We start from the raw sequence: 24,266 nt of genomic DNA on the forward strand, positions 1-24,266 counted from the left end.
GTCGGAAGCGTCGCAAGGAGGCCAGGACATGCGAACAGGCCGGAGCGAGCGCACCGTGCCCCCCGGTGCGATCCTGACCCGTCTCCTGACCCGTTCCCCGGCCGGCCCGCTGCCGCTGCGGGGCGGTGCTCCAGGCCGGGTGCCGTCCCCGTCGCCGACGGCCGGCCTCGGCGTGCTCGCCGTGTTCGGCGCGGGATGGTTCGTCCTCGACTTCGTGCACCCCGTGGGCGCATCCGTCGTGGCCTGGGTGCCGGTGGTCCTCAGCGCGCTCCTCGGCGCGCTCGTGTGCATGCGCACGGCGGGTCGCACGTCCCTGAACGCCGCGGCACGGCTTTTCTGGCGGTGGCTGGGCACGGCGGCGCTCATCATCGGGCTCGGTGTGGCCTGCAACGCGTACGACGCGGTCGCCGGGCCCGGTGCGCCGACGCAGCGGCCCGGGCCGCTGACCACGGCACTGTACCTCGGCGGTGTGCTGTCCGCCCTATGGGCGCTGCTGCGACTGCCCGTCGCGCGCCGCTCGCGCAGGGAGCGGCTCACCCTGTGGCTCGACACGGGCATCGTCATGCTGGCCGCCGGCCTGTTCGCCTGGGCCTTCGCGGTGCACGGCTCGCCGGAGCTGGCCGCGACCACAGGCTCGTCCCTGCCGGGGCTGGTCACCATCATGCTGGGGTTCGTCGCGGTGCTCACCGCCGTCAAGCTGGCGCTGGCCGGCGCCGGGCCGCTGAACCGGGAGTCGCTGTCCGCCCTGGGGGCGGCGGCCCTCGTGGGGGCGACGGGCGGGGCGCTCATGCCGTTGATCCAGTCCAGGCCGGACCTCAACGCCGCCCACGTCGGGGTCCCGATCACCTTCCTCCTCCTCGCGATCGCGGCCGGGCGGCAGCGGGAGGCGGAGGGGGAGACCGTCCGGCCTCCGGGGCGGGGCAGGCCCTTCAGCCTGCTGCCGTACGCCGCGATCGCGGCGACCGGCGGCCTCCTGCTGGTCTCGACGCGTACGGCGGGCCTGGAGACCCAGGTGATCGCGGCGGGCGCGACCGTCATCACCTGCCTGGTGGTGGGACGCCAGATCCTGGCCTTCTACGACAACGCCGACCTGCTGGCCCGGCTCGACGCCAGCATGCTGGAACTGCGCCGGCACGAGCGGCGGGCGCGCTCGCTCGTGCAGAACTCCTCCGACATCATCGCCGTCACCGCCGCGGACGGGACGCTCTCCTACGTCAGTTCGAGTGTCGAGCGCATCCTCGGCGTACCGGCCGACCACTGGCTCGGCCGGCCCGTGGCCCACTGCGCCCACCCGGACGACGTGCGGCTCCTCGAAGGTATGCGCCGGCGGCTCATGCGCGACCCCGGCGCCACCGCCACCTGCCAGGTCCGCATGCGGCACGCGGACGGGGACTGGCGGTGGCTGGAGCTCGTCGGCGCGAACCGGATGGACGACCCCGGAATCCGCGGCATCGTGAGCAACGCCCGCGACATCACCGAGACCAGGCGAGTCCAGGACCAGCTGGCGCACCAGGCCACCCACGACGCGCTGACCGGGCTCGCCAACCGGATCCTGTTCAACGAGCGGGCGGCGAGCGCCCTCGCACTCGCCCGCACCGCGACCGACACCGCGACCGCGACGGTGGACGGTGCCGCGACCGCGACCGGCACCGCGATCGCGACCGCGACCGGGGCGGTGGACGGCGCTGCGACCGCGATCGGGGCGGTGGACGGCGCCTGGACCAGGGCGGGGATGGGGACCGGGGCGGGGGACGACACCGGGACCGGCGCGGGTCCCGGTTCCGGCGCCCGCGGGGTCGCGCTCGCCCTGGTCGATCTCGACGACTTCAAGACGATCAACGACCGACTCGGGCACGCGGTGGGCGACGCGCTTCTGACGGTCGTCGCCGACCGGCTCCGTGAATGCGTCGGGCCCGACGACACGGTCGCGCGGCTGGGCGGCGACGAGTTCGCCGTCCTGCTGCGGGACGTCTCCGCGGAGGAGGCCGACCGCATCGCCGGACGCGTCATCGTGGCGCTCGGCACCCCGGCCAGGGCCGCCGACCACGACCTGCTGGTGCAGGCCAGCATCGGCCTGGTGGCCGGCGAGCCGGACACGGACGCCAGCGAGTTGCTGCGCCGGGCCGACGTGGCCATGTACGCGGCCAAGGAGCAGGGCAAGAGCCGTTACGTCCGGTACACCGCGGAGATGGACGCCCGGACCGTCGAGCACGCCCGGCTGGGCGCCGAACTGCAGCACGCCCTCGTCTCCGGCGAGCTGTTCCTGCTGTACCAGCCCGTGGTGACCCTGCCCGAGGGGGAGCTCTCCAGCGTGGAGGCACTGGTGCGCTGGCGTCACCCGGAGCGGGGGCCGGTCTCCCCGGCGGAGTTCATCCCGGTCGCGGAGCGCAACGGCATGATCGTCCAGATCGGTGCCTGGGTGCTGCGGGAGGCATGCCGCCAGATGGCCGAGTGGCGGCGGCGGTACGGCGCCGCCGGGCCTGTGCGGATGGGCGTGAACGTCTCGCCCCGGCAGCTCCGGGAGCCGTCGTTCGTGCAGGCCGTCACGGACGTGCTGCGCGAGACCGGGCTCCGGCCGGAGGACCTCCTGCTGGAGATCACCGAGACGGCCGTTTTCGACGGCGGACCGGCGCTGGAGACGGTTCGGGCCCTGCACGCGCTCGGGGTCAAGCTCGCCCTCGACGATTTCGGCACCGGGCACTCCTCGCTCGGGCTGCTGCGCACCTGCCCCGTCGACGTGCTCAAGGTGGACAAGCTGTTCGTCGACGGGGTGACGGGCACCGTCGAGAACTCGGTGATCGCCACCTCGCTGGTGCAGATCGCCCATGCGCTGCAGCTGCAGGCCGTGGCCGAGGGCGTGGAGACCGAGGCGCAGGCGAGGAGGCTGTACCAGCTGGGTTACCGCCTGGCTCAGGGTTTCCACTTCGCGCCGCCGCTGCCCGCGGAGGGGGTCGGCCGCCTGCTGGCCGCCCGCGCGGCGGGCCTCGGCTGCGACCGGCTCGACCCGCCCGCCCTGGCCGGCTAGTCCGGCGAGCCCGTCCGGTGCCCTGTCCGTCCGGTGCCCTGTCCGTCCGGTGAGCCGGCCCGCCAGGGGAGACCGCCCGTCAGTCGAGTCCGCCTGTCAGGCGGATTCGGGGAAGAAAGTCAGAGTCCGGTAAACCGGGCGGAGTCATCGGCCGTCCTGTGGGGTGGGCGCGAAGGAAGACGCCCCGCCCCTTCGAAGGGTGGGATGCGGTCCTCCGAGGGGGTGTGGGCGCCCCTGGTCATCGTGCCCCGGTGACCAAAGGCGCCCTCCCCCGACGCGAGCGTGGCTTCCCCCTTCGATAACCTCACCCGCACCAGATGTATCTACCAGTAGTCGGTCGATCACATCAGGTGAATGTGCGAACACGGGGTGTGAACACGCTCTCTTGTTTCTTCTCCGTACGGGAGATGGAGTCGTCCGCCCAGAATTGAGGCTTTCCTTCCCGCCGTGGTCGTGGACCGATGTCCGTAAGCGGCACCCCGCAGCTCGGCATCCCACGGACCGGCACCCCGCAAGCCGGCACCCCGCAGCTCGGCATCCCACGGACCGGCGACAGGACGGCCGCGACCCGCAGCCCCGGTGGCCCCCGCGGCCCCTGCGGCCCCCGCGGCGCGGATTTATTGATGCGACATCATGAGAGGAAGACGGCAGGATGGTTCCTCTTGTGGATTCTGTGAGGAGCCGGCCGTGACCCCCTACCGTCGCGACATCGACATGCTTCGCGATCGGCGTTTCAGCCTGCTGCTCGCCGCGCGGACCATCTCCGTCCTGGGCAGCTCGTTCGCCCCCGTCGCCCTCGCCTTCGGCGTCCTCGAACTGCCCGGTGCGACGGCCACGACGCTGTCGGTGGTCCTCACCGCCGAGGCGCTGCCGATGGTGGCGTTCATGCTCGTCGGCGGGGTGATCGCGGACCGTTTCCCCAGGCACCGGGTGATGATGGCCGGTGAGGCGCTCAACGCGGCGGCGTTCGCCTGCCTCGCCGCGATGCTGCTCACCGGCTGGACCCCGCTTCCCGCGCTGGTGACGGCGTCGGCGTGCAGCGGCATCGCCATGGCGGTCCTCTTCCCGGCGCTGACCGGCATCATCCCCGACGTCGTCCCGGCCGACCGGCTGCAGACCGCCAACGCCCTGCTCGGACTGGGCGCCAACAGCTCACGCGTCGCCGGCCTCGTGCTGAGCGGCGCCACGGTGGTCCTGATCGGCGGCGGCTGGGCGCTGGCGGTCAGCGCCGCGATGTTCGCCACGGCGGCGGTCCTGGTCGCGGCGCTGCGCCTCACCCCGGCGGAGCGTACGGCGGGCGAGGGGCACTCGGTCCTCGCCGACCTGCGCGACGGCTGGCGCGAGTTCGTCTCCCGGCAGTGGCTCTGGGTGGTCGTCGCGCAGTTCTCCGTGCTGATCATGGCCGTGCAGGCCGCACACGGCGTGCTCGGCCCGCTGGTGGCCACCGAACGCCTCGGCGGGGCGTTCGCCTGGTCGATGATCCTGGCGGGCGAGGCGGTCGGCATGATCGGTGGCGTCTTCATCGCGATGCGGCTGCGGCCCCGCCGTCCCATCCTGGTGGCGACGCTGCTGACCGCGCCCACGGGCCTGCCGTACCTCCTGCTCGGATCGGGCGCCCCGCTGTGGACGATCGTCGCCGGGGCGGTCCTGATGGGCGTCTGCTTCGACGTCTTCGGCGTGCTGTGGAGCACCACCATGCAGCGCGAGATCCCGGCCGAGTCCCTGTCCCGGGTCAGCTCCTACGACGCCCTGGGGTCGCTGATGTTCGGCCCGATCGGCCTGCTGGTGGCCGGACCGGTCGCCTCCATGATCGGTCCGGAGCCCGCGCTGCTCGGCTGCGCCGCGATCGTCACGCTGTCCGCCGCCGCGGCGCTGCTCTCCCCCGGCGTGCGCGGGCTGCGCGCCCCGGAGCCGGAGCCCGTCGCCGACGCCGACAAGGTCCCGTCGCACTGATCCGGGCCGCCCGGACGATGGCCGGTGCCGTCGCCCGGACCGTAGCGCGGCGGGCGGCCGCCGCTTCCCGCGGGGCGCCCGGCATGGTGACGGTCCGGACCCACCGGGTAAGGGTGAGTCCGGGGGCATGGCGTGACCAGGACGGTGGATACGGTTCGGGAGTCGCGGTGGTCGCAGGCGCTGCGGGTCACCGGTCTGTTCGACGCGCCCGGCGCGTCCGCGCTGAGCGGGCCCGCCCGGCTGGCGGCCCGGCTGCTGAAGGCGCCCGCCGCTTTGGTGGCGCTGGCCGACGGCGACCGGCTGGTGTGCCTCGGCGCGGCGGGGCCGGCCGAGCGCTGGACGGGACGGGACCTCGCCCCGCACCCGCCGTTCCGGCGGATCCTGGCCGTGGACGCGCCGCTGGCCGTGACCGACGTGCGGGCCGATGCCCGGCTGGACGGCATGCCCGCCGTCGACGGGCTGGAGCCGCGCGCCTGCGCCGTCTTCCCGCTGCGCGCACCGGACGGCGAGGTGCTGGGCGTGCTGTGCGCGCTGGACGTACGGCCCCGGCGGTGGGACCCGCACGGGCTGCGCCTGGCGGGAGAGGTGGCCCGCTCGGTGGAGGAGCAGCTCGCGGCGCGGTCGGACGAGGGGCGGGCACGGCTGGCGGCGGCACGTCTGGGCGCGATCCTGGAACGGTCGCGCGACGCGTTCGTGTCCATCGGCGCCGCCGGGACCGTGACGGCGTGGAACCCCGCCGCCGAGCGGTTGTTCGGCCGCTCGGCGGGTGAGGCCGTGGGACGGCCGGTGGACGAGCTGATCGTCCCGCGGAGGTTCCGGCCGCGGCTGCGCGAGGAACTGGACAGGGTACGGCGCGCCGGCCCGCCGTACCCGTCCGGACGCCGGATCGAGCTGACCGCGGTCGACCGGACCGGTCGGGAGCTGCCGGTGGAGATGGCGCTGCAGGTCCACACCGAGCAGGGTGAGCCGGTCCTGCACGCGCTCGTGCACGACATCGGGCACCGGGTGGCGGTCCGGCGGCGGCTGGAGCAGGAGCGGCGGTTCCTGACGGCGCTGATGGACAGCCTGGACGCCGGGGTGGTCGCCTGCGACAGCGACGGCACGGTGGTGCTGGTCAACCAGACGCTGCGCGAGATCGAACCGGCTTCGCGATCGGGCGCCGAGTCACCCTCCCCGGAGGAGCTGAGAAAGGGCGACTGGAACGCCCTCTACGAGCTGTACGACTCCGACGGGCGTCCGCTGCGACCGGAGGAGGTGCCGCTGGCACGGGCGCTGCGCGGGGAGCGGGTCGACGGCTGCGAGGTGACGGCCCGTATGACCGGGACCGGGACGGATCTGCGCCGCTATCTGGTCAACGCCCGGCCGATCGAGGCCGCCGACGGGCGCTGCCTGGGCGCGGTGACCGCCATCCACGACATCACCGAGCGGCACCGTGCCGAGTTGCTGCGCACCGCGCAGGAGGCGGTGGCCCGGGTGCTGGCCGAGGCCGCCTCCAGCGGGCAGGCCGCCGCCGGCGTCACCGCCGCGGTCGCCGGCACGCTCGGCTGGACCTGCGGCGAATACTGGCAGGTCGACCCCGACGAGACCGTCATCCGGCGGCTGGGCCTGTGGGTCCGGCCCGGACGGGACCTCGACGCGCTGATCCGCGACGAGCCCGACGTGTTCCCGCGCGGGGGCGGTCTGGCCGGAACGGTGTGGGTGAGCGCCCGCCGGACCTGGGTCCCCGACCTGGCCGCCGACCCGCTCGACTTCACCCGGAAACCGGCCGCGCTGCGCGTCGGGTTGCGCGCCGCGATGGGCCTGCCGGTGCGCAGCGGCCGACGCGTACTGGGAGTGCTGACCTTCTTCGCCGACACCGTCCAGGAGGCCGACGACGACCTGGCGGCCATGCTGGACGGCGTCTGCGCCCACATGGGCCGTTACCTGGAACACCGCCGCTCCCACGAACTGGCCCTGGCCCTGGATGCCGACCGCCGCCACCTGGACCGCATCGTCGCCCAGATCGACGACTACGTGTGGACGGTCGAGGTCGCCGCCGACGGCACGGTCCACCCGGTCTGTCTGGACTCCGACAGCAGCGTCGTGTTCGGCGGCAGGCTGCCCGCCGGCGCCGACGCCGCCGCGGTCATGGCCGAACTGGTCCACCCCGACGACCGGGAGTCCTTCGCCGCCTTCCACGCCGCCATCGCCGATGCCAGACCCGCCCGGCTGGAGTGCCGGATCATCGGGCTGGACGGGGTGACCCGGTGGGTGTGGATCCGGGCCCGGCCGCGCCGTGAGGGTGACCGGCTGCTGGTCGACGGCATCACCAGCGACGTGACCGAGCGCCGCCGCCTGGCCGAGCAACGCGAGCTCCTGCTGACCCGCCGGCAGGAGCAGGTGCGCCGACTGCGGGAGCTGGACCGGATGAAGGACGAGCTGGTGGCACTGGTCAGCCACGAGCTGCGCTCGCCGATCGGCGCCATCCGCGGCTATGCCTCACTGCTGCTGGACGATCCGGAGCTGAGCACCGAGCAGCGCGCCTTCACGGACGTGATCGACCGCAAGAGCGCGCACCTGCAGCGGCTGGTCGACGACCTGCTGGATCTAGCGCGGTTGGACGCCGGACGGATCGCGCTCGATCCGCGGCCGGTGGCGCTGGACGGACTGGTGCGCCAGGCGGTCGACGACCACCGGCCGGCGGCGACCGCCAAGCGGCTGGCGGTGCGGGCGGAGGCGGCCGGAGGGCTCTGGGTGCGGGCCGATCCGGTGAGGCTGCGCCAGGTGCTGGACAACCTGCTCTCCAACGCGGTCAAGTACACCCCGGACGGGGGCGAGATCACCGTCGTCGCCCGCCCGGGTGACGGGACCGGTGACGGGACCGGTGACGGGACCGGTGACGGGAGCGGTGACGGGACCGGTGACGGGAGCGGCGGGAACGACAGCGGAAACGAGAACGACAGCGGAAACGAGAACGGGGGCGGGAGCGAGAACGGGAGTGAAGACGGCCCGGGTGGCACGGTCACGGTCGCGGTCGCGGACACCGGCATCGGGATCCCCGCCGAACAGTATCCGCGGTTGTTCGGCCGGTTCTTCCGGGCGTCGACCGCGGTGGAGTCCGGGATCAAGGGCACCGGCCTGGGGCTGGCGATCACCCGGGCGATCGTCGAGGCGCACGGCGGCACCATCACCGCCTCCCCGAGGGAGGGCGGAGGAACGGTCTTCACCCTCATCCTGCCCGCCGCCGGACCGCCCCGGGAGGAAACGCCCTGAGGCGGCCTGGCCCGTCTGGGTCCACCAGGGTCCGGTCCGCCGGGGTTCAGCCCGCCGGGATCCGGTTCGCCGGTCCTGCCGGTCGGTGAGGATCCAGGTCACAGCCGTGGCAGAACCGGGAGGAGCCGAGTGACGGCCGTGGCGGAACCGGGAGGAGCCGAGTGACGGCCGTGGCGGAACCGGGAGGAGCCGAGTGACGGCCGTGGCGGAGCCAGGAGGAGCCGAGTGACGGCCGTGGCGGAGCAGGGAGGATCCGAGTGACCGGGATCCGACCGGATCACATGACGGGGCCCCGGCGCCTGGAAGCGCCGGGGCCCAAGAGTTCAACACCGTTCTTCCGACTGTCGTGTCGGTTTCCTCATCCGCACGGCCGCCTCATCGGACGGGGCGGGGTGCGGGAATCGCGTAGGCGTGACCGGAAACCACCTCCCGTTCATCCGGAACCGTTGCACCCGCGCGGCGGAAGCCGGTCCGCGGGCGCTCCCGATGGTGTCCGACCCTCCTTTCCCGTGTCGCCGGTATCACTGCGTTCTCGCAGGCGGCACGTGGCCGCCCGACGCGTCGGACGGCGGATCCCGCACGGCCGACGGTCATCTCACAAGGGTCATCGACATCTGCCGCATAGGCTGTTTTTCCCCTGTGCACAACAAACGCTAATCACACCTATAAAAGATGTCCACATCGGCTGATGTAGATCTTTATTGGCATTCTGCGGCGTCGCGACCGTGCCCTCTCGGGAGGATTCAGGGAGAGCAGGAGCGATCCGGATCAGGGCACTTCCCAGTCGACCTCGGCGCTGCCGCTGACGCGGAGCTTGCGGCGGGCGCGCTCGTAGAAGGTGGTCGTCCCCAGCCGGACGACGCGGGCGGCGGCGCGCATCGCGGTGACGGTGAGCCGGTGTCCCGGCGGCAGGTGCCCGACGACCGCGCCGTCCACCTCCACGGCCAGCCGCCCGCTCGTGGGCAGGACGTCGAGGGTGACCTCCTCGTCCGCGGAGAGCACGATGGCCCTGTTGAACGTCGAGTGGGCCGCGGCGGGCACCACGAGGAAGCCTTCGACGGTCGGGGAGACGATGGGACCGCCGGCGGAGAAGCTGTAGGCCGTCGACCCCGTGGAGGTCGCCACGATGACGGCGTCGGAGGCGTAGCGGACGAAGGGGTGCCCCTGCACGGAGACCGCCACCTCGGACAGTCCGTGACCGGGGGTGCGCACCAGGGCGATGTCGTTGAACGCGGTCACCGTCGCCCCTTCCGGCAGGGTCGTCCGTACGGCCATGCGGGGCTCGACGGCGTACTGACTGCCGTCGATGGCCGACAGCGCGGCCGACAGCTCGTCCACGTCGATCTCGGCGAGGAAGCCGAGCCGTCCGAGGTTCACGCCGAGCACGGGGGTCGGCCGCCCTGCGATGAGCCGCATGGTGCGCAGCATCGTCCCGTCGCCGCCCAGGCTGACGAGCAGGTCGGCGCGGTCGATCAGGGTGGCGCCGTCGACCGCGATGGCGCTGCAGTCGATGCGGCCCACCTCCTCCGGCGACCCGAGCACCGTGACGTTCCGGGAGCGGGCCCATTCGATGATCGTGTCGATGGCCGTCTTCGAGTCGCGCCGCGGGTGCAGTACGAGTCCCACTGTCTCAACCATGCCCATGGGGACACCGTACGACCGCCCGGATGGATCGCAGGGCGGCCCTCCCGGGCCGGGACCGGGCGCGGCGCGGAGGCGGGACGTCCCGCCGCGCCGTACATGATCCGGGAGCGCGGTGGCAGGGGGAGGGTGGCCCGGGCCCGCGCGGCCGGGGAATGAAAGCCGGACGGAACCGGCTGATCGTGGCAGCAGGAGAGACCGAGGAGACTGTGATGACCGTCAGCATCGCGTTCGTGCCCGAGAAGGACCTCTTCGAGGCCAAGGTGGACGGTGAGCACGCGGGACAGCTGGAGTTCACCCGGAGGGACGGTGTGATCGTCTACACCCACACCGAGGTGGATTCCGCGTTCGAGGGCCGCGGTGTGGGCAGCGCGCTCGCCCGCGCGGCGCTGGACGCGGCGCGCGCGGAGGGGGCGCGGGTACGGCCCCGCTGCTCGTTCGTGAAGCACTGGATCGACCGGCACCCCACCTACGCCGGGCTGGTGGAGGAGGCCTGACCCCCATCTACGCCGGGCCGGCCGAGGAGGCCTGACCCTATCCACACCGGGCCGGCCGAGGAGGCCTGACCGCCCGGCCGGGCGCGTCCGCCCACGACCGGTGCTCGGGCCGCTCGGAGAAGGAGGACGGCTACGAGGCGGAGCTCGTGGCGGATCGTGATCCCGTGGACGCCCACCGTGCGGAATCGTGATGAAAATCACGCAGTGCGCGCAGATTCGCCGCTCTGGGATCAAGCGCCTTCCCGGCCGGACTGCCGTTCCTTGCTAGGCTGCAAGGAACCGTTTTGAACCGGGCGTCGTCTCACCCCGGCAGGTGAGACCGTCGAGAAGTGGGGTCACACCGTGAAGAAGCTGCTCGTTCTGGCGCTCGTCGCCCTTGGGGGGCTGCTGGTCTGGCGTAAGGTGCAGGCTGACCGCGCCGAGCTCGATCTGTGGACCGAGGCGACCGGCAGCGATAACTGACCGCAGCGGCTGCCGATCAAGGTGTGCCCACGGTCCTGAAGCAAGGTTGGGGGAATGGCACCCATCAAGCTTGCCTGTCTGGATCTGGCAGGCACCACGATCGGTGATGTCGCCATGGTCGAACGGGCGTTCGCCGAGGCGATCGCCACGCAGGGCATCGTGCCCGGGACCGGCGCGTACGCACGTGCCATGGTGCATGTGCACCGGTCCCGGGGCTGCCCCAAGATCGATGTTTTCCGGGGCATCTTCCCCGACAACGAGGCCCAGGCGCAGGCGGCCAACCTGACCTTCGAGCGCTCCTACCAGGGCGCGATCGACCGTTCGGGACTCCTTCCCGTCCCGGGCACCGTGGAGGCGCTGGAGAAGCTCCAGGGCTCCGGGGTCAAGGTCTGCCTCATCACCGGCTTCAGCCGGTCGACCCTCGACCGCGTGCTGGCCGCGCTGAGCTGGTCCGACCGGATCGACCTGGCACTGAGCCCGGAGGACACGGGCGGCCGGGGCCGTCCGAGACCCGACATGGTGCTCACCGCGCTGCTGCGCCTCGGCGTCGAGGACGTCCGCGAGGTCGCGGTCGCGGGCGACTCGGAGAGCGACATGCTCTGCGGCCGCCGGGCGGGCGCCTCGGTGATCGCCGGCGTCCTGACCGGAAGCCACAGCCGGGAGCGGCTGGTCAAGGGCGGCGCCACCCACGTCCTGGACTCCATCGCCGACTTCCCCGGCCTCGTCCTCGGCGACGACCTGACCGGGCACCGCACCCCCGCCTCCTCCGTCCACTGACGGTTCCGGCCCCGGCCTCGTGACCGGAGAGCCGTACGGAGGCGCAGGAGACGCACCGCGGCCGGTTCAGATGGTGATCTGTTCACAGCATCTGTCGTGCGGTGAGTCGGTGGAAACCGGTCTACTGCTTCTCCGTCTGGCGCTCGCCGTCCTCGGGGACGGAGACGAAGGTCCCCTTGCCGTGGATGCTGTAGACCTCACCTGACTCCAGCAGTTCGTTGATCACTCGCCGTGCTGTGCCGCGGGCTACTCCGAACTCCTCGGCGAGGCGCGGTTCCCCTGGGATGGGATGGCCTGGCTGGTACTGACCCTCATGGATGCGTCGCCGTATCTCGTTGAGGATGGCCTGCCACTTGAGCTCGTCCGGGCGAAAATCGATCACCTGGCAAGGCTAGAAAACTTCGCCTGACCTGCGAATACCATAGTATCCAATGGATATCTATGAGTACCCATGGGAATGACTATGTATGTTGAGGTAGCGTTCCTGCCTGGCGCACCTGACAGCAGACGGGCCCGGCAGGCGCGCGAACGCCGTACCGGGCCCTTGATCGGACGTAGGAGGTCCGACCTGTGGACAACTTTAGACCGCCGACGTTACCCCGGGTTCCAGTCACTCCAATCGAATCCGTCTGCGGGCCGTGCTTCTCCGCTGAACGGCCTCCGCTGCCGATGGGCTGCGCCGTCTGCGGGCACCCGCCGTACGACCACGGATGCCTGCACGTCGAGGCGCACGACTACCGGGTGCCCTCCGCAGGGCAGGCGGCCGCCCGCTGGGAGCTGATCCGGGCCGCCCGGCTGGACGAGCTGAGGATGCCCGCGCGGGACTGGGTCCGCCCGGCCGAGTGCCTCCCGGCGCCTGCCTCGCAGCCCACCGAGCAAGAGCCCGTTCCCGCCGGGCGGCCCATCGAGCGGCAGCGCGTCCCCACCGGTCAGCCGGCCGTGCGGACGCCGGCCGTACCCGCGCCCCGCACGGCCGAGCCCGTGTCCGGTACGAACCTTCCCGCCGTGGGATCGTCCTGGCCGATGGCGCTCGCCGAGACGTGCCGTACGGCGGACCGGCCGGTGGAAACCCGGGAGACCCGTGCCCTGCGGCTGTCGCTCGCCCGGGAACCGCTCGCGCTGCGGCGGGCCCGCGCGGTGGCCGCCCGTGAACGGCAGCCGCGTCCGACGGCCGCCATCGGCCACCTGATTCCCGGCGGGCCGTCACCCGGGACGGCGGGCCCGGTGAGTCCCGGCGAACTCGCCGTGCACCACGCGGCGGCCCGGTCGCCGTACCCACCCGGCTCCACCCGGTGGCGGCCGTCCACACCTGTGGAGAGGGCCGCGTGACGGGAGGCTCCATCGGCATGACCTTCGACGAGGAGCAGGCGGCGCTCATCAGGTACCTCCGGCGCGCCTGGCCCGGCTGGACGATCTGGCGGAGTGGCGGCGTCTGGTACGCCACCGGATCGTGCGCGGTTCCGGACTGCCGGTGTGGGCGGACGCTGCACGCCCGGGGCATGATCCGGTTGTGCGAGCGGCTGGCCGAGGAGGAACAGGCGCGTAAGGGAAGGACGGCATTGTGACCGGTCGGTCTCCCCTGGGGCCGGGTCCTCGGTCCCGTATGACCTGCCGCCGACCTGCTGTCCCGGACCGGCGTCGTTTCCGGGGCTGCGGAGCGGATCGCGGATCGGCGTCCATGCCGACGGGAGCGTTATATGCTGTCCTGGCGGTGTGATGAACACGGATTCGCCGTTCACGGTGTTTCCTCAGGTCACGTCACCCGCAGAGGGGCCTTAGCTCAGTTGGCAGAGCGCCTGCTTTGCAAGCAGGATGTCAGGAGTTCGAATCTCCTAGGCTCCACCAGGGGCGGTTCTTGAGATGGCCTGATCACGTGTCACGAGTGCTCGTCTGATCATGAGAATCGGGCGGGCTATCTCCGTTTCCGGGCCCGTGACCGTGCTCGCCGGGCGGTTCGAGGCCGGTGCGGCGGTCGTGGTGAAGGGCTCGGGTGGTGTCCGGTCGCGTCGAGGGCAGGGCGAACCAGCCGGTGAGCATGCTCGCGCCGGCTCCTTGGGACGTGCTGCCGGGACGGGCCGGGGTGACGATCTGTTCAGGGCCGGTCGGGCGGGGGCCTGCCGCTGTTGTCGGTGGTGTCGTCGATGCCCGGCTCGGCCGGGAGGTTCTCTCCGACGGTAGGCAAGGGCTGGGTTTCGTGGTCGTGGACCTGCCGCCAGGACAGCAGGATCTTCTGGTTGGCGACGCAGATCATGAGGGCGACCAGGATGGTCTGGGCGACGCGGCCGTGGGCGAGCCGGTTAGTCGGGTCGGCCAGGTTGATGACCTGGCCCTTCAACCTGCCGTTGATCCCTTCGGTATTGGCGCGGATGGCCTTGAACGCGCCTTTCCAGGCCGGGCTCAGATAGGGCAGGTCCTGGCGGAGCTTGTCCTTGTGGCCGAGGTCGCCCGGGTGCAGGGTGATGGTCTGCTGGGTGCAGATCGTCGGCAGGCACCCGTCGCCGCTGCTGGGCTTCGGCAGCAGGACGGTGGGCTTGGCGGCGGCGTGCGCGGCCCGCTGCCGTGCGTCGGTGAGGTCGATGCGGGTTCGCGGGCCAGGGGTCGCCGCTCTGGCCTGGTTGAAATGAGGGCAGTTCACCGACGGGGCGGTCCCGGCGGCCGGGCACTGCAGGCGGAGTTTCCCCTCGGCGTCGGGGGTCTGCTTGACCTTCAGGAAATACGGCCGGCGCGCGTGGATCAACGCGGTGAGTTCGTCGTCGGGGGTGCGGACGGCGGCGTCGTCGAGACCGGTCGTGGCGTGGATGAGCGGGGTGGGCATCAGGGGGCAGGCCAGGCTGCCGTCGACCAGGAGCGCGCCGTGCACCGAGCCTTGCAGTCCGCGCTGCTCGGCTTTGTAGTCCAGGGCGAGCCGGTAGCCGTGGGCGCGGGCGGGGCGCGCGAAGTGGTCGGCGGTCTGGTCGGTGTAGGCGCGGTCGACGGCGAGCGTGCCGGTGGGCAGGCCGAGCGAGGCGATGGCGTCCAGAGCGGTGATCGCGGCCGGGCCGACGCGCCGGTGCGGAGTGTCGATGACCAGGCCGAGCGCGAGTTGCGGGTGGGTGCCGAGCGTGTCGCGGGTGCGGGCGGCGGTGGCGAGGGTGGCGCTGTAGCCGAAGGTGGGCGGGCCGTCGCCGGCGCTGTGGTGCCAGCCCGCGGTGATCTCGATCGAGGCCAACGGCTGGCCGGTGGAGCGGCGAAGCCGCGGCGGCTGGGCCCAGGTAGGAATCGCGGTGGCGTCGATCCCCACATCCCCGCCGTAGTGCGCGAGATAGCCGCGACCGCGGGCCCGGCGGACCGGGGTCAGCACGAGCCGGGTCACGATGTCTTGCAGCAGGTCGCGTTTGCGCTGGTGCTCGGGCTCGTCGCCGTCCCAGGCGGAGGTGTAGGCGCCGGCTTCGGCCGCGGTGAGGCGGCGGCGCCGGTCGACGCGGACGACGTCCAGCCCTGTGGTGACCTTGTCGAAGGTGCGGTAGAACCTGCGCGACAACGCGTGCCGATCGTATGCGTCGTCAGGGTCGAGGTCGGGGATGTGGTGGCGTCGGCGCATGTCCGGGCTGAGGCTGAAGGCCATCAGCCGCCAGGCGTCCGCGAGCTGAGCACTGCCGGTGTAGTAGATGGCGAGCAGCAGGCCGAGCAGCACCGTGCGGACCGGCAGCCCGGGCGGCCCGGGACGGTGCGCGAGCTCAGCCTCGATCACCTCGATGACCCCGGTGTCGGTGAGCAGGTCATCGAGGTGGGCCACCATCGCGTCCGGGATCAGCAGCGGCGCTTCGGTGACCGGCCGGGGACGGCAGGCGGCCACCCGCTCCGTGCGGGGACGCGACCCGCCCGCCATCAGCGGCCGCGCAGCAGCTCGGTGGCGGTGCGGGTATCCAGAGGCGGGACGAAATGGCTGTAGCGGGCCAGCGCGCTCGGGGCGAGCCCGGCCGCCGCGGCGACCACGGTCAGGTCGATCCGCGCACTCAGCAACTCGACGATCCAACCGGCGCGCAGCCGCCGCGCCGACAGCGGGGGAAGGGCCCCGGTAGGGCGGTGCGCCCACGTCCACGAGGCCACGAGGTTCTTGGCGTAGGCGGTCGTCCGGCCTGGCCGGAACAGATACCGGTCCCCGCCGGTGAGCGCGGTGCCGACGGCGACGGCCAGGTCGCGTTCGAAGGCCGCGCGGGCGACGATCAGCCGGGTCGTGCCCGGCGCGGCGACGATGACCGTCCCGTCGTCGAGGACGCGCACGTGGCTGCCGCGGACGGCGGCGAGTTCGGCCGAGGTCAGTCCGCACCCGGCTGCCAGGGCGATCAGCGCGAGGGCATCGCTGCGGGTCTGGCCGCGAAGGTGGGCAGCCCACTCGCGCAGCCGGGCCAGTTCGGCCGGGGTGTAGGGGGCGGTGCGCTCGCTGGGGGCGCTGAGTGCGACCGGGGTGCTTTCCCCGCGCTGTGCCCAGGCGAGCGCGGCGCGGACCTGCCGCAGCCACGACCGGTAGGTCTGCGTGGTGCGTGGGGCCAGGCCGGCGCAGCCGGCCAGCACGAACGCGTCGATCGTCTCGTGCCGCAGCCACACGTCCGGGTCGGTGGGCAGGCCGCGCCCGTGGCACCAGATCGCCAGCCGGCCGACCACGTGCAGCAGCCGCCCGGCAGGGGGGGCTGGTCCACGGCGCGGACGCGGCGACGGTGGCGCGGACCTGGTCGGCCACCGCCTCCCAGCCCGGCGGGACAGGGCGTGGCCGATAGCCAGTGATCTTCGCCGAGGTGTCCGGGTCGAGGGTCACACTCCATCCATAGCGGCTGGACAAGCAGCCGTTACAGTCGCGGGTGACATCCACCGATAGGAGAACTTCGTGATGGTCGGAGGACGTGCGCGCTCGGCGGCTCCGCGGGAGCTGGCCGAGGATCCGCAGGCCTGGCCCAATGCGGACCTGACCCCTCATCCCGCCGCCGCCGTCGTTCAGGCCATCGCCGCCACCCTGGCCGGGATCCTGGTCGAACGCCGGCTGAGCCTGCGCGGCCTGGCCGCCGCCTCCGGTGTCAATCGCCAGTCCATCGCAGACCTGTTGGCCGGGCGGTCCTGGCCGGACGTGGCCACCATCGCCCTGCTGGAGACCGCGCTCGCGGCCCGGCTGTGGCCGGAGGGCACCTCGGCGCCCCGATGACGGCGCCGAACGCCGTGATGACCTCGACGGCATGGTCGAGCCTTCCCTCCGCCGCCCCGGCAACCCGGACATCCGGGCATGAGCGGCCGTCGTTTGGCTCGACAGCCTCCAAGCGATCACCTGGCGCGTTACGCTCGGAAGGCGCGAGCCTTCAAAGAGTTAGGTCTTCTGGGCGCTCACGCAACCCGGTGCCGTCGAGCTGCTACTCGGCGGCACCACTTTTCGATCCGGTCACCAGACCGGCACGCCGGTTGAGTCCGTGGCGGTGTCCCCCTCGCCGGTGAACCCGTTCATCCCGGATGCGATCGTGAACAGGCCCTGCTCGCGCTCGACCAGCCAGCCATCGCTTGAACCAGGCGAACGTCGCCTGCCAGGTGTTTTAACGTACGAAACAGGAACGCCATAGCTATGAGGCAGCAGGGGGGCCTAGCATGCCGGAGCGTAGTACTACCGCACAGCCGGGCATGACACCCGCGGTCCGCCCGACCGCAGGCACCATGTTCGCGGCCCTGTACGGGAAACTGATTCCGCATGCCTGGCGCGCTTCCGGGTCGACGGACGACGCCCACTCGCTGTTCTATCACCGGTCCCTCGCCATGGGCTGGCTCGACGAATCCTCGACCGTGGCGACAGGCGGAGATGAGGATCATCTGGCGGTCGCGCCCGGGTTGTGGGCTATGAACGACGCCGGATGGGATCACCCTCGCGGTGTTGCTGAAGCGGGACTGGTCTCGTGGTTCCAGGTCGAGGCCAGCGCGGTCGCCGCAGACCGCCCACTGCCGGTGCAGCCGTTCCTGCGCTGCGCCGGGGACGCGACAGTGCGGGCCGGCACACTACGTCTGTCCGCAGTTCAGGTCCTCCTGCCGGTTCAGGGACTCGGCACCGCGTCGCGTCCGCAGTACGCGCCCGTGCCGTCGATGCTCTCGGGAGGCTGGTTCGCCAGCTGCGACCCGGAAGCGAAGACGCACGTCGAGGTCAGTATCAGTAGCGGCCAGGACCCGTCGATCTCTGCTGTCGCACAGCAGTTCAGCGACCACCTCGACCGCTTGGAGCAAGACGTGTTCGTGTGCCGGTCGTTCGACATCGCCGGCGGAGGCGATTGCCCGCCTCCGCCGTTCGACGACAGTTTCTGGAACGGCCCGCCCCGGCACGGCGTCGTGCTGCGTGGAGACCTCACCGAGTGGTCGTGCGACGCGATCGGGTGGCTGGCTGAGACCATTGCCGACCTTGCCGCCAGACTCGATGTCCGCTCACCGCTACTACTCGCCGCCACACGAAGGTGACGTCCAGGGTCCCTTCGGTATTCAGATCATGAGATTGCGGATCCGCCTGCGCGGTGTCGTCACTGGGAAGCGATCATCCCCATTCTGGGAAGCGATCAACGGTTCCCCGTCTCATCTGCAGGTCAGGGCCACTCGTGAACAGCCCACCACCTCCACGACATGAAAAAGCCCAGGTCAGGCATGGTTGCCTCACCTGGGCTTTGATCTTCATTCGGCCTCGTCCGGCTCCCGTGCCCGTTGCGTGCCCGATCGCTCCCCGAGTGCCCCACGGGCGAGGCCGTCGAGCTTGCGGGCGACCTCCCGTTGCCGCTCGTCCGTCGAGTGCTGATAGATCATCTCGGCGCGCGTGCTGGAGTGGCCCATGCGCTCCATCAGCTCCCGGATCGACGCTCCGGCGCTCGCGGCGAGGGTGTTGCCGGTGTGCCGGAGGCCGTGAAAGTGGATCTTCTGAAGGTCCGGCAGGCCTGGGTGCGGGAGGGCAGGCTTACCGGGCCAGGGTCGAGGTGGCGAAGGACACAGCGGGGCGTCGGACGCACGCCCGCAGCCCTCTCTGTCAGACTGCTGTGAGACACGGGACGCATGAGTCCTTGTGATGTGAAGCAGGGCGAGACAGGACGACTACGACAGTGACGATGACCCTTGCCGACCAGACCGCGATGACGGGGCAGGATGGTCGTGTGACCTCCCAGCAGCCGCAGCGGCCCAAGCGGCGCACCTTCACCAAGGCCTACAAGGCGCGGATCCTGGCGGCCTTCGACGCCCTGCCCGAGGGCAGCGCCGAGCGCGGCGCCCTGCTGCGCAAGGAACGGCTGTACCACTCCCACATCGAGCACTGGAGAAAGCAGGCCGCCAGCGGGACCCTGGCCGCCTCGACGGGCAAGCCCGCGAAAAGCGCCGAGTCCGAGGAAATGGCCCTGCTACGCGCCGAGAACAAGAAGCTCAAGGCTGAAGCGGCCAAACTCGAAGCCCGCAACGAAAGACTCGCCGACGAGCTGGGAAAGACCAAGACCGCCCTGGACATCGCGGGAAAAGCGTTCGCGCTGCTGCAGGACATCTCAAGCAGCGCGGACTCCGAAAAGAGCTGAACCGGATCCTCGACGAGCATTTCCCCGCGATGGAGGAAACACTCGGCACGGCCAAAGCATGCGCGCTTTTGGGGAGATCCCGGGCCACGCTGCACCGGCACCGCAACCCCGCCCCGCCCCGGCTGGGACCGCGCCGCCCGTTCCACCACCCGGCTCAGCTCTCGGAGCACGAACGGGCCCAGGTGCTGGCGGTGCTGGACTCGCCGCGCTTCGCCGACAAGTCGCCGGGCCAGGTGTGGGCCACCCTGCTGGACGAGGGTGTCTACCTGTGCTCACAGGCCACCATGTACCGGCTGCTGCGGGAGCGCGGCACGGCCGGCGAGCGCCGCGCCCAGGCCGTCCATCCGGCGAAGAAGAAACCGGAGCTGGAAGCCGACGGCCCGAACCAGGTGTGGTCGTGGGACATCACCAAATTGAAAGGCCCGTCGCGCGGCGTCTATTATCTGCTGTACGTCATCATCGACATCTTCTCCCGCAAGGTCGTCTGGTGGGAGATCTGGCCGACCGAGACCGGGATCCTGGCCAAGGAGTTCATCGAGCACGCGATCGAGGCCAATGGCGGGATCGCTCCGGAGGCGATTCATGCCGATCGGGGCACGGCGATGACGTCGACCACCGTGTCCGGGCTGCTGGCGCTGCTGGGCATCGACCAGTCCCATTCCCGGCCGCGCGTGTCCAACGACAATCCGTATTCCGAAGCGCAGTTCAAGACGCTCAAGTATTGTCCGGCGTTTCCGGGCGAGTTCGGGTCCATCGAGGATGCGAACGTCTTCTGCGGGCAGTTCTTCCGGTACTACAACACCGAGCACCGCCATTCCGGGATCGGGATGCACACTCCCGCCTCGGTGCACGACGGCTCGGCGGTCGAGATCCAGGCCCGGCGGGCCGCCACGCTGGACGCGGCGTTCCTGGCGCATCCCGAGCGGTTCCGCGGCCGGCGGCCGAGCCCGCCGTCGCTGCCCTCCCGGGTATGGATCAACCAGCCGGCGACGGTGGCCGAAGCCGAGGCCTCAGCACAGACAACGAACGTGGCTTGATGTCTCAACAGGTTTGACAGGTACCGCAGTGGTCAACCTCGCTGCCGCGCCTGCTCCGGCGGATCGTCGGCAACCAGATCGAGCACTTCACCCGGCACACTGATCATCCGCCACTGCTCTTCGATGTGCTTCTCGGCCGCCAGACAGCCGGCCAACTCCTCCAGGGTCCGGCCGCACCGCACGTAGGACAGCCCGCGTCGCATGCTCTCCTGGGACAGGTCGTCTCGGCGCACCGCGTACCACCCGCCTCCCAGGGCCGCCGAGATCCTCCACCGCCTGCCGTAGACGGCGTTCAACTCGTTGACGGTCACACCGATCACCCCGGCTACGCAGGCGTGGTGAAGCGCTGCCCGCGCAGGTCGACCGGTCGGCGATCGTCCGGGAGCACGCATTGGACCTCTTCGACCGGCTTCGACGACGGGTGAGCGCCACGCAGCTCCGCATACCGGACGGCGACCCGGCGAGCGGCCGTCAGCGGATCACTCACCGGGCTGTAGGCGTACAGCCGCCGTCCGCGCGCCGAGGTGTTCCCCGACCACCAGTGATACGAGACCCCGTTCGTCCAGACGACCAGGTCGATCCAGACCGAAACCAATGCGACTCCGACACCGCAGTGAATATCGACGGGCATTCCCAGATTGCGCAGTTCCTCAGTGAGGCGCGCGGCGGCATATGAAGGATCGCCAGTCGCGGACTCAGCTGGTCGCCACCAAACAAGTGTGTCTGTCATGTTCCCTGCCGTCCGGTTCCGGCGCAGTCGAAGCAATCGCTCCGCGTTCTCCGAGCGCGTCGGCCGTCGATGGCCTGCGCGCCGTAGGCCGCGCTCACCTGCGTATATCGCCACCCCTTGCCCCGGCAGGCCGAGCAGCAGCCCTCCTGGCCGGTCTCGCGTGTGCCCGTCGTGTCCACTCCTTTTCCTCCGTCGTCATGGACGTTTTCTCGGTATGCCGAGACACTAGGAAGCAGTGGCCGCTCCGCCCCGGAAAAGAATTCCGGGGTCTCCGAGTTATCCATGCGAGGCTGACCGGTATGCGAGGCATGACGGATCACCTGACCATCGGGGAACGCGTAGCGTGGTACCGCCGACGCCGCGGAATGTCACAGGAAGTCCTGGCCGGCCTTGTCGGCCGCACGGTCGATTGGCTCAGCAAGGTCGAGAACGACCGGATCGATCTCGACCGCCTGTCGGTCATCAAGTCCTTGGCGGTCGCCCTGGACGTCGCCCTCGGCGACCTCCTCGCCGAGCCGTCCCTACTCGACTGGAGCCCCGACAGCGGGGACCGCACCGTCCCGGCATTGCGGGCGGCGATCACCGATTACCGCCAGCTCACCCCGCTCGCCGCTCTCGCCCAGGCCCACGAACCGCCCAGCCTCACCGAGCTGCGCAGCGAGATCGCCGACGTCTGGCACGCCTACCAGGCATCCCGGTACGGCCTCGTGGTCCGCCGCCTTCCGGCCCTGCTCGCCGAAGCCCACCACGCCGCCAGCGCCTACCAGGAAGACCAGCACGTTCAGGCGCTCAGCCTGCTGGGCCAGACCTACCACGCAGCCGCCACCATCCTCGTCAAGGTCGGGGAGACCGACCTCGCGTGGATCGCCGCCGAACGCGGTCTCACCTACGCCCAGAACTCCGGCGATCAGATCGTGGTCGCCTCACTCCTGCGCTCGGTCACCCATGCCCTGCTCTCCAACGGCCGCTACGACGCCGCCGCCCAACTGACCAACGACGCCGCCGGCCTTCTCCAATCAGATCTGTCCCAGGCCGGCCCGGAACTGCTGTCGGTGTACGGCACGCTCTTTCTCGCCGGATCGATGGCCTCCGCCCGCGCCGAGGACCGCACCACCACCCAAGCCTTCTTGAAGGAGGCCGCGGAGTCCGCCCGCCGTCTGGGGGGCGATGCCAACCACGTGTGGACCGCGTTCGGCCCGACCAACGTGGCCATCCACCAGGTGGCGACCGCCATCGAACTGGGAGACGTCCAAGTCGCCATCGACCTCGGCCCCGGCCTGGACACCAGCGCTCTGCCGATCGAGCGCCGCGCCCGCCACGGGATCGCCGTCGCCCAGGCGTTCAGCCTGTGGAACCGCACCGACGAAGCGTTGGAAGCGCTCCTTCAGGCCGAGCACCTGGCCCCCGAGCAGATCCGTCACCACTACCTCAGCCGCCAACTCGTCCTGAGCTGGATCCGCCGGCAGAAGGGCAAGCCCAGCCACCGGCTCAGCGACCTGGCCCGCCGTCTGCGCGTCACCTGAGCCACCCTCCGCACGGGGCGGACTTCCCGTACCGTAGGGATCATGACCGGACAAGAGACCCCGCCCATGGCCACCCCCCGCGCCGCAGCCGGGGCACTCTTCTTCGACGAGCACGGCCGCCTGCTCCTGGTTCGCCCGCATTACAAGGACTACCGCGATCTGCCGGGCGGCTACATCGAACCCGGCGAGGCCCCGTTCCAGGCATGCGTGCGCGAAGTCCACGAGGAACTCGGCATCCAACCGCCGATCGGTGACCTCCTGGTGGTCGACTGGGCACCCCATCCGCAGGAAGGCGACAAGGTCCTGTTCCTCTTCGACGGGGGAACCCTCAGCCCGAGCATGCGCGACAGCATCCGTCTCGGCGCCGACGAGCTGGCCGGCTACGACTTCCATCCCGTCGAGGAACTGCCCGGCCTCCTGATCGAACGCCTCGCCAACCGCGTCACGGCCGCCGTCACCGCCCGCAGCCTCGGCCGCCCGCTGTATCTGGAGCACGGCCAGCAGTTGCCGAATTAATCTCATAGGAATCAAGGCGGCGGCGCGGCGCGCCGCCGCACGGCCCAGCGTCGCGGACCCCGGCCGCGCTGCGGCCTGGGGGCCGGTCACGGCCGGGGCCGCACTCGGGCCGCCCGCCGACCGCCGGACTCGCCGTACCAACCGAACCGGCCGAAGGTGGGCCACGCCGCCGCCCAAATGCAGCCCTCACGATCGCCCCATCGCGACTGGTCACCGCTCATGGCTGGGGGCGATCGCCGATCCGGTGCTTCGTCCCTCAGCACCGGCTCACTGATCACCCTGACGGCAGACATGCTCGACCTGAGCCATACCGGCAGCAGGATCACAACCCTCCAGGCACACGACCGGGTAAGCCGCCGTTGTCCCGACAGCGTCCATTGACGGTGTACGTACAACTGCTGGTCGCATCACCGCACTTACCGTTCACGGTCCGCGTGCAGCGCGGCGGGCGCTTCGTGGGCGCGTTGTTCGGCCGGTCAGGCTCAAGAACGGCCCGATCACCTGTCCCACCTTTTGCGCGTGCCCTGTAGCTCTCGACACCGGTGCGATAGAAAGATCCGCCGACGGCCCTCCTGCCCACTGCAGATACATGATCATCGTAGGGGATGTGATACCAGGCGAAGCCGTTGTCCTCGTCGTCGCATCTACTGTCGGAGACTCGGACCCGCGTCTTCTCCTTCACACACACCTCGAACCGGACATCATCGGAGAGGGCCGCCTCAGAGCCGACCCCTCCACTCCTTCGTGCGGGAGAGGTCATCATGTAGCCGAGATCCTCGAACGTCCCGCCTTCAGCTTTCCTGCCGACGGCGGGGACTTTCTGCTCCCACGGTATGAAGTACCAGGTAAATCCGGGTTCGGCGTCATCACACGGACGGTAGGACATGCGGACCCGTGTGCGCTTTCTGACACAGATCACGATGGCCGAAGAGTCCTCCTCCAACTCCTCGGAATCATCTACGTCCATGTTGCCCTCCGACTCCCTGTCGGCGGTTTCCGGAGGTGAGGGCACTGAACGATCAGAGGTACATCCGGCGGTCAGCGTAACGGCCAAGAGGACAAGCAGCGACCGGAGAGCAGCAGGAGACAAATGTCCTCGAATCTCAGGGGAAGCTTCCATGCGGTCAACGAGAAGGGCCAGTTGCCGGTTCCGGGACGACGGATGAAGTTGGTGCTCTCCTCTCGTGCCCGTTGCGTGCCCGTCAGATGAGTGATCGAGGGGGACTCACAGCGAATCACGGGCAGTCGGACCGCTCCCCCACGGGTCAGCGTTTCCCCAGCTCAACAACCAAGATCGATAGAGACTTGC

The 24,266-nt window shown here is 70.8% G+C and carries 22 protein-coding genes and 1 tRNA gene; 15 read left to right on the top strand and 8 right to left on the bottom strand.

Annotated features, from left to right (window positions below; all coding sequences use genetic code 11):
- The first annotated feature begins 28 nt into the window (after positions 1–28).
- The 3 genes from IEZ06_RS19085 (at position 29) to IEZ06_RS19095 (ending at position 8,230) form a co-directional block, all read left to right on the top strand.
- The gene (locus IEZ06_RS19085) at positions 29–3,025 is read left to right on the top strand and encodes a putative bifunctional diguanylate cyclase/phosphodiesterase (protein ID WP_189238062.1); all 2,997 of its coding nucleotides are present in this window, start codon (positions 29–31) and stop codon (positions 3,023–3,025) included.
- Positions 3,026–3,712: 687 nt separating this feature from the next.
- Entirely contained in the window at positions 3,713–4,978 is a 1,266-nt protein-coding gene (locus IEZ06_RS19090) for an MFS transporter (RefSeq protein ID WP_203872024.1), read from the top strand.
- A 144-nt stretch (positions 4,979–5,122) separates the two neighbouring features.
- Entirely contained in the window at positions 5,123–8,230 is a 3,108-nt protein-coding gene (locus IEZ06_RS19095; protein WP_189238064.1) for a PAS domain-containing sensor histidine kinase, read from the top strand.
- Positions 8,231–8,998: 768 nt separating this feature from the next.
- Here IEZ06_RS19095 and IEZ06_RS19100 read toward each other — a convergent pair.
- Positions 8,999–9,874 (bottom strand): NAD(+)/NADH kinase, encoded by an 876-nt coding sequence (locus tag IEZ06_RS19100; protein WP_189238065.1) that lies wholly within the window; start codon positions 9,872–9,874, stop codon positions 8,999–9,001.
- Between the two features lie 209 nt (positions 9,875–10,083).
- On the opposite strand from IEZ06_RS19100, the gene IEZ06_RS19105 reads away from it, so the two are divergent.
- The 3 genes from IEZ06_RS19105 to IEZ06_RS19110 all read left to right on the top strand — a co-directional run bounded on the left by IEZ06_RS19105 (position 10,084) and on the right by IEZ06_RS19110 (position 11,607).
- Positions 10,084–10,368 (top strand): GNAT family N-acetyltransferase, encoded by a 285-nt coding sequence (locus IEZ06_RS19105; protein ID WP_189238066.1) that lies wholly within the window; start codon positions 10,084–10,086, stop codon positions 10,366–10,368.
- Between the two features lie 342 nt (positions 10,369–10,710).
- Entirely contained in the window at positions 10,711–10,830 is a 120-nt protein-coding gene (locus IEZ06_RS36440; protein ID WP_218061633.1) for a DLW-39 family protein, read from the top strand.
- 54 nt (positions 10,831–10,884) lie between these two features.
- Positions 10,885–11,607 (top strand): HAD-IA family hydrolase, encoded by a 723-nt coding sequence (locus IEZ06_RS19110; protein WP_189238067.1) that lies wholly within the window; start codon positions 10,885–10,887, stop codon positions 11,605–11,607.
- Positions 11,608–11,728: 121 nt separating this feature from the next.
- Here the strand turns inward: IEZ06_RS19110 and IEZ06_RS19115 are convergent, their stop codons facing one another.
- Positions 11,729–11,989, bottom strand: coding sequence for a GntR family transcriptional regulator (locus IEZ06_RS19115; protein WP_189238068.1), 261 nt, complete (start codon positions 11,987–11,989; stop codon positions 11,729–11,731).
- Positions 11,990–12,276: 287 nt separating this feature from the next.
- Between IEZ06_RS19115 and IEZ06_RS19120 the strand changes: the two genes are divergently transcribed.
- The 3 genes from IEZ06_RS19120 (at position 12,277) to IEZ06_RS19130 (ending at position 13,452) form a co-directional block, all read left to right on the top strand.
- Positions 12,277–12,936 carry a hypothetical protein gene (locus tag IEZ06_RS19120; protein ID WP_189238069.1) on the top strand — a complete coding sequence of 220 codons (660 nt, stop codon included), beginning with the start codon at positions 12,277–12,279 and terminating at the stop codon, positions 12,934–12,936.
- Positions 12,933–13,172 (top strand): hypothetical protein, encoded by a 240-nt coding sequence (locus IEZ06_RS19125; RefSeq protein WP_189238070.1) that lies wholly within the window; start codon positions 12,933–12,935, stop codon positions 13,170–13,172. The genes IEZ06_RS19120 and IEZ06_RS19125 overlap by 4 nt, the downstream gene beginning before the upstream one ends.
- Positions 13,173–13,376: 204 nt before the next feature.
- Positions 13,377–13,452, top strand: a tRNA-Ala gene (locus tag IEZ06_RS19130).
- Between the two features lie 247 nt (positions 13,453–13,699).
- Here IEZ06_RS19130 and IEZ06_RS19135 read toward each other — a convergent pair.
- Together IEZ06_RS19135 and IEZ06_RS19140 are read right to left on the bottom strand one after the other, a co-directional pair.
- The gene (locus IEZ06_RS19135) at positions 13,700–15,442 is read right to left on the bottom strand and encodes a hypothetical protein (RefSeq protein ID WP_189238071.1); all 1,743 of its coding nucleotides are present in this window, start codon (positions 15,440–15,442) and stop codon (positions 13,700–13,702) included.
- A gap of 32 nt (positions 15,443–15,474) precedes the next feature.
- Positions 15,475–16,251 carry a hypothetical protein gene (locus tag IEZ06_RS19140; RefSeq protein ID WP_203872020.1) on the bottom strand — a complete coding sequence of 259 codons (777 nt, stop codon included), beginning with the start codon at positions 16,249–16,251 and terminating at the stop codon, positions 15,475–15,477.
- A gap of 223 nt (positions 16,252–16,474) precedes the next feature.
- On the opposite strand from IEZ06_RS19140, the gene IEZ06_RS19145 reads away from it, so the two are divergent.
- Complete coding sequence (locus IEZ06_RS19145; protein WP_189238072.1) at positions 16,475–16,783, top strand: helix-turn-helix domain-containing protein; 309 nt, start codon at positions 16,475–16,477, stop codon at positions 16,781–16,783.
- A 497-nt stretch (positions 16,784–17,280) separates the two neighbouring features.
- Positions 17,281–18,066 (top strand): hypothetical protein, encoded by a 786-nt coding sequence (locus IEZ06_RS19150; RefSeq protein ID WP_229798368.1) that lies wholly within the window; start codon positions 17,281–17,283, stop codon positions 18,064–18,066.
- A 207-nt stretch (positions 18,067–18,273) separates the two neighbouring features.
- Here the strand turns inward: IEZ06_RS19150 and IEZ06_RS37505 are convergent, their stop codons facing one another.
- Complete coding sequence (locus IEZ06_RS37505; RefSeq protein WP_189238138.1) at positions 18,274–18,669, bottom strand: tyrosine-type recombinase/integrase; 396 nt, start codon at positions 18,667–18,669, stop codon at positions 18,274–18,276.
- Positions 18,670–18,698: 29 nt separating this feature from the next.
- Here IEZ06_RS37505 and IEZ06_RS19160 point away from each other — a divergent pair, with 29 nt between their 5' ends.
- Positions 18,699–19,151, top strand: coding sequence for a hypothetical protein (locus tag IEZ06_RS19160; protein ID WP_189238074.1), 453 nt, complete (start codon positions 18,699–18,701; stop codon positions 19,149–19,151).
- 5 nt (positions 19,152–19,156) lie between these two features.
- A complete protein-coding gene (locus IEZ06_RS19165) occupies positions 19,157–20,188 on the top strand; it encodes an IS3 family transposase (protein ID WP_307811716.1) in 1,032 nt (343 codons plus the stop codon).
- Positions 20,189–20,220: 32 nt separating this feature from the next.
- Here IEZ06_RS19165 and IEZ06_RS19170 read toward each other — a convergent pair whose 3' ends face one another.
- Complete coding sequence (locus IEZ06_RS19170; RefSeq protein WP_189238076.1) at positions 20,221–20,499, bottom strand: hypothetical protein; 279 nt, start codon at positions 20,497–20,499, stop codon at positions 20,221–20,223.
- Positions 20,500–20,513: 14 nt separating this feature from the next.
- Complete coding sequence (locus tag IEZ06_RS19175; RefSeq protein WP_189238077.1) at positions 20,514–20,783, bottom strand: hypothetical protein; 270 nt, start codon at positions 20,781–20,783, stop codon at positions 20,514–20,516.
- Between the two features lie 443 nt (positions 20,784–21,226).
- On the opposite strand from IEZ06_RS19175, the gene IEZ06_RS19180 reads away from it, so the two are divergent.
- Together IEZ06_RS19180 and IEZ06_RS19185 are read left to right on the top strand one after the other, a co-directional pair.
- Positions 21,227–22,441 carry a helix-turn-helix domain-containing protein gene (locus IEZ06_RS19180; RefSeq protein WP_268245613.1) on the top strand — a complete coding sequence of 405 codons (1,215 nt, stop codon included), beginning with the start codon at positions 21,227–21,229 and terminating at the stop codon, positions 22,439–22,441.
- A gap of 42 nt (positions 22,442–22,483) precedes the next feature.
- Positions 22,484–22,957: an NUDIX domain-containing protein gene (locus IEZ06_RS19185; RefSeq protein WP_229798372.1), complete on the top strand. Its 474-nt coding sequence runs from the start codon at positions 22,484–22,486 to the stop codon at positions 22,955–22,957.
- Positions 22,958–23,279: 322 nt separating this feature from the next.
- On the opposite strand, the gene IEZ06_RS19190 is transcribed toward IEZ06_RS19185, so the two are convergent.
- Positions 23,280–23,924 carry a hypothetical protein gene (locus tag IEZ06_RS19190; RefSeq protein WP_189238079.1) on the bottom strand — a complete coding sequence of 215 codons (645 nt, stop codon included), beginning with the start codon at positions 23,922–23,924 and terminating at the stop codon, positions 23,280–23,282.
- Positions 23,925–24,266: the final 342 nt, after the last annotated feature.

The sequence above is a fragment of the Planomonospora antibiotica genome (assembly GCF_014647955.1).
Classification (GTDB): domain Bacteria; phylum Actinomycetota; class Actinomycetes; order Streptosporangiales; family Streptosporangiaceae; genus Planomonospora; species Planomonospora parontospora.

What these genes read in the sequence shown, in the direction of transcription:
- IEZ06_RS19145 (WP_189238072.1), top strand. Translation starts at nt 16,475, where the DNA reads ATGGTCGGAGGACGTGCGCGCTCGGCGGCTCCGCGGGAGCTGGCCGAG.
- IEZ06_RS19100 (WP_189238065.1), bottom strand. Translation starts at nt 9,874, where the DNA reads ATGGGCATGGTTGAGACAGTGGGACTCGTACTGCACCCGCGGCGCGAC.
- IEZ06_RS19110 (WP_189238067.1), top strand. Translation starts at nt 10,885, where the DNA reads ATGGCACCCATCAAGCTTGCCTGTCTGGATCTGGCAGGCACCACGATC.
- IEZ06_RS19190 (WP_189238079.1), bottom strand. Translation starts at nt 23,924, where the DNA reads ATGGACGTAGATGATTCCGAGGAGTTGGAGGAGGACTCTTCGGCCATC.
- IEZ06_RS19160 (WP_189238074.1), top strand. Translation starts at nt 18,699, where the DNA reads ATGACCCTTGCCGACCAGACCGCGATGACGGGGCAGGATGGTCGTGTG.
- IEZ06_RS19085 (WP_189238062.1), top strand. Translation starts at nt 29, where the DNA reads ATGCGAACAGGCCGGAGCGAGCGCACCGTGCCCCCCGGTGCGATCCTG.
- IEZ06_RS19105 (WP_189238066.1), top strand. Translation starts at nt 10,084, where the DNA reads ATGACCGTCAGCATCGCGTTCGTGCCCGAGAAGGACCTCTTCGAGGCC.
- IEZ06_RS19180 (WP_268245613.1), top strand. Translation starts at nt 21,227, where the DNA reads ATGACGGATCACCTGACCATCGGGGAACGCGTAGCGTGGTACCGCCGA.
- IEZ06_RS19120 (WP_189238069.1), top strand. Translation starts at nt 12,277, where the DNA reads ATGGGCTGCGCCGTCTGCGGGCACCCGCCGTACGACCACGGATGCCTG.
- IEZ06_RS19150 (WP_229798368.1), top strand. Translation starts at nt 17,281, where the DNA reads ATGTTCGCGGCCCTGTACGGGAAACTGATTCCGCATGCCTGGCGCGCT.
- IEZ06_RS19185 (WP_229798372.1), top strand. Translation starts at nt 22,484, where the DNA reads ATGACCGGACAAGAGACCCCGCCCATGGCCACCCCCCGCGCCGCAGCC.